This window comes from Bradyrhizobium sp. CCBAU 11357 (assembly GCF_028128865.1).
In the GTDB taxonomy this organism is placed as follows: Bacteria; Pseudomonadota; Alphaproteobacteria; order Rhizobiales; family Xanthobacteraceae; genus Bradyrhizobium.
This window is the reverse complement of the sequence record NZ_LBJW01000054.1, coordinates 1-3,817: the sequence shown is the minus strand read 5'-3', so window position 1 is coordinate 3,817 and position 3,817 is coordinate 1. Positions and strand designations below refer to the sequence as shown.

Below are 3,817 nucleotides of genomic sequence, written 5' to 3'. Positions count from 1 at the left end.
CCCGGCCGATCTCGACCTCCCGAACGACGTAGAGATGCTAAAGGCCATGGTGCTTGCCATGGCCCAAAAAAGCGGCACCTGCGATGCGCTGGAGAGCGAGATCGACGATCTCAAGGCCCGCAACGCCGATGCGCGCATCGCGCGGCTGACGCAGATCCTAAAGGCCTTTGACCGCGCCCGGTTCGACCGACGATCGGAAAAGCTCGGCTGGGCGAGTATCGATGACGAACAGCAGGCTTTTGCCTTCGAGGAGATCCCTGAACGGCCCCTCGATGCGCCCTGGAGTTATGGTCGGAGCTTTTTTTGAGGCAAAGCCTGTTTCGAGCTACAATAAGTTTTTAGGTGCGGGTCTGCAGGCAAACGGCTGATCTATGGTCCTTCGATTCGAGCATACGTTTGGATGATGTGGTTTGCAGTAAGCGAGTAGTCTTGCGTTCTGGCCCCAGCAATACCCAACAGACGACGGCATGAAGGAAGCGTTAAGCGAGAGCTAATGTTGAACTGCGGGTACATCCCTCGAATTCGTGGGTGCAATTCGGCTGCAACGCGTACATCAGACGATGCAACGAACCTACCGCCCCAAATTTCAATGATCTCCTTTAAAGGGTGTCCCGCTCTCAACTTCTTCTTTCTTGTTATTTGCGCGTCCAGCCATTGATAGGCAATCCGGACGCTATCATCATCCTCGTGGAGAAAATTGTCATCTTGATAGTTGACGCGAGTTTTTGCGTTGGCAATTTCAGCTGCTGTGAGCATGTTGAAAGCTCCTCTACTTTCTGAACGGCCGCGAAGCGTCCTTGCGAAATTAGCCTCCGCACTGGTCCGTGAGTTACTATCATGTCTGATAGTTGGAGCGCTTACTCGCCAATTCCATTCACCTACTTCTGACGTTCTCGCTCACGGCGCTTGATCGATCCGATTCCCGGGATTGGTCTCATAACGGCCCCGGCTCTCGCCGCGACCGTGCCGGACGCGACCATCTTCCGCTCCGCGCGGGAGTTCGTGGCCTGGCTTGGCCTGAGGCCTAAGCGGAATTCCACCGCCGGAACGGACGGGCTAGATCGGTTTCCGAAACAGGGCGATTCCTATCTCAGGTACTTGCTCGACATCGGAACACGCAAGGTCGTTCGGCATCCAAAGGGCTGGTCCTGGGCCGGAGGTGGCTGTATCGAAGCCCTGCTTGAACTGTATCGGCCCATGGTCGTTGCCATCGCGTTGCCATCAAGTTGGCCACGGATGGTGTGAGCGCAAATGACAGCATGATGTGACACCGGCGGAGCTGGAGATCGAGCAAGCCCGAAGAGCTTTAGGCGCAACAAGCGCGACCCGTTGATGAGACCTCGATCCGCAATCTCCATCCAGGGCCAGCGGCCATCGCATCGGTCGCACTAACACGCTATATCCATGAACGCACCCGGCCAATATCCAAAGTGCTGCTGAATCCCTTGCATTAGCGAGGGCTGCCTATACCTAAAGCTCTCGATGAACGCGTTCTGCAAGGGCTTGCCTCGCGCGAGGTAGTGCCAAGCGACGCGGCTCTGATCCGCCCACGTCAGAACGGCATCGCTGGCGAGTTGAGTGCCGTTTTTGCTGACCACCGTGTTAGGCTTGCCGCGCTCGGTGATCAGGAGGCTCCAGTTCCCGTGTCACGCGGGTGCCCGAGAGCGAGGTATCGGCCACCAGCGCCAGACACTCGCGGGTGCTATGGTCGACCACGGTCAGAATGCGGAGCGACGGCCGTCGGTGATCTGATCTGACACGAAGTCGCGCGAGACGATCTTTGGGGGCCGTCGCGCCATCGTCTGGGCCCTGGCCCCAATTGCCCGTTTGCGGCCACCACGGCGGCGTACTGCGAGCTTCTCTTCCCGGTAGAGCCCGAACAGCTTCTTGTGGTCGACCACATAGCCCTCGCGCTTGAGCAGCACCTGCAGGCATCGATAACAGAAGCGGCGACGTTCCTGGGCAATCGCCTCGTGCGCTGGCCAAGGCCGGCTACGTCTGCCCGGGTCGTTCGGGTATCTCATGGTCATGCGGCAGCAGCCGATGGCTATACGCGCGCGCCGTTCGCTCATGCCGAAGGCGTCTCGACGATGGACGACCGCTTTCCGCTTGGCTGCGGGCATCACCATTTCTTCCCCAACTGGTCCTTCAAGGCCGCTCTGCCTAGCATAGCGTCTACCGAGAGCCGCTTCAGCGACTCGGGGCGGATCGCCGCCGCCCCATGGCCGGTCGTCCGCTGCATAGGTCCAGAGCTCACCCACCGGTCTTGGTGCGCCCGCGGCCGGATCAACTAGCGGCATCGTCGTCTCTTGGCCGAACAGCTTGAGCCGTTGCTGTTTTGGCTGTTCGCTATGAAGCCGCAATCATCGATATTTGCGGCCAGCCTTTGTGAAGCGATGCCTCGTTTCACCGTCAACTACAGGCTTAGGCAATTGATCGAGACGACAAACATAGGACAACTCAATGCTAAGGAACGCGTTCCTGCGTTTCGCTGAACACCTTCACACCTCCTAGTTTTCAAGTGCGGGATCGAGGCAGGTGGCAGGACCGGACAAGTCGAGCTGCTAGGATTCCACATCTATGCCATGGCTTGACGAGGAAAGGCGATTTGCCGGCGAGAGCTGCGGTGTATCGATCCGTCATGTCGTTCAAGCGAAGCATTTCGTTCTCGGGTCGACCAGGCGAATGGAGCCTGATGCCCCTGCAATTCCAATGCGCCGTCGAAGACATCGAAATATGGAGTCTGAACTGATTTCCACTCGCTGAGACTTTGCAGCCTCGCCAAATGCCGCAATGGCTCCGAGCGCCGGAAAGAATACTCGATCGAATCTCGTCGCTCACACTTTCGTAAACGTGTTGGAGCACATGCTGAGACCGGTGCAGATAAAGTTGATCTTTAGGATGCGGCAGGGATGATGTGCGGTGCACAATGAGCAGCAGACGGTTGACGATGGGTACGACAGCGAGGAAGTCGAGGCGATTGCCGCGGCCCTTGACCTCACGCCCGATGAATTAATTTAAATCGAGTATACATACACGAGGCCGTCAACGACGACGGCTTCGTTTACGCATACGGCGCACAGATCAAAGAAGGCGCCCCGCAGCACATTCTTGACAAGCTTGCGCCGCTGCCCAGGCGGGGCCACTTAGTGCTCATCCAGAGCTGGCCCCGGTGGTTTGGACAGCGCCCCGTTGGATTTAAGTGGATTCCTGCCGGGTTATGCTGAACGCGGGGCTTTACGATGTTGTCGTTGCGTCGGGAGGGCGTAGCCCGACTAGAGCGACGACAATATCGTCGGCGACAGTCATGCCGCCATCACCATAGCTTGCGTGCCGAAGTAAACCTCGTCGGGCGTGCGCCCGTCAAGACTCGAGTGAGGGCGTCCCTGATTGTAGAAGGCCAGATACTTGGCAATTGATGCTCGCGCCTCGGACACGCCGTCGTAGGCGCGGAGATAAACTTCTTCGTATTTGACCGTGCAACAGAGCCGCTCAACAAACACGTTGTCGCGCCAGGCGCCCTTGCCGTCCATGCTGATGGCGATCTTCGCGTCCAGCAGCACATCGGTGAACTCGAGGCTGGTGAACTGGCTGCCCTGGTCCGTGTTGAAAATCTCGGGCCTGCCGTGCTTCGCCAACGCCTCCTGGACCGCTTCGACGCAGAAGGCCGCCTCCATTGTGATCGAGACGCGATGGGCCAGGACCCCGTCGGCTGAACACATCGACAACCGCCGCGAGATAGACCAAGCCACGCGGTACTGTCCAGAATCTTTCGCACTTTTGATCAGGCGACGGCTCCGGTTTCAGAGAGTTGTGG

Annotated in this window: 2 protein-coding genes and 3 pseudogenes; 2 read left to right on the top strand and 3 right to left on the bottom strand. The window is 58.3% G+C overall.

Going from position 1 to position 3,817, the window contains the following annotated elements; genetic code table 11:
- Positions 1-256, top strand: a pseudogene (locus XI05_RS09120) (IS66 family transposase); the annotation flags it as partial.
- A gap of 113 nt (positions 257-369) precedes the next feature.
- Here the strand turns inward: XI05_RS09120 and XI05_RS09115 are convergent.
- Entirely contained in the window at positions 370-756 is a 387-nt protein-coding gene (locus tag XI05_RS09115) for a hypothetical protein (RefSeq protein ID WP_271500770.1), read from the bottom strand.
- A 150-nt stretch (positions 757-906) separates the two neighbouring features.
- On the opposite strand from XI05_RS09115, the gene XI05_RS09110 reads away from it, so the two are divergent.
- Positions 907-1,245, top strand: coding sequence for an IS110 family transposase (locus tag XI05_RS09110; RefSeq protein ID WP_271500767.1), 339 nt, complete (start codon positions 907-909; stop codon positions 1,243-1,245).
- A gap of 218 nt (positions 1,246-1,463) precedes the next feature.
- Here XI05_RS09110 and XI05_RS09105 read toward each other — a convergent pair.
- Together XI05_RS09105 and XI05_RS09100 are read right to left on the bottom strand one after the other, a co-directional pair.
- Positions 1,464-2,194, bottom strand: a pseudogene (locus XI05_RS09105) (DDE-type integrase/transposase/recombinase); the annotation flags it as partial.
- Positions 2,195-3,305: 1,111 nt separating this feature from the next.
- A pseudogene (locus XI05_RS09100) lies at positions 3,306-3,753 on the bottom strand (transposase); the annotation flags it as partial.
- Positions 3,754-3,817: the final 64 nt, after the last annotated feature.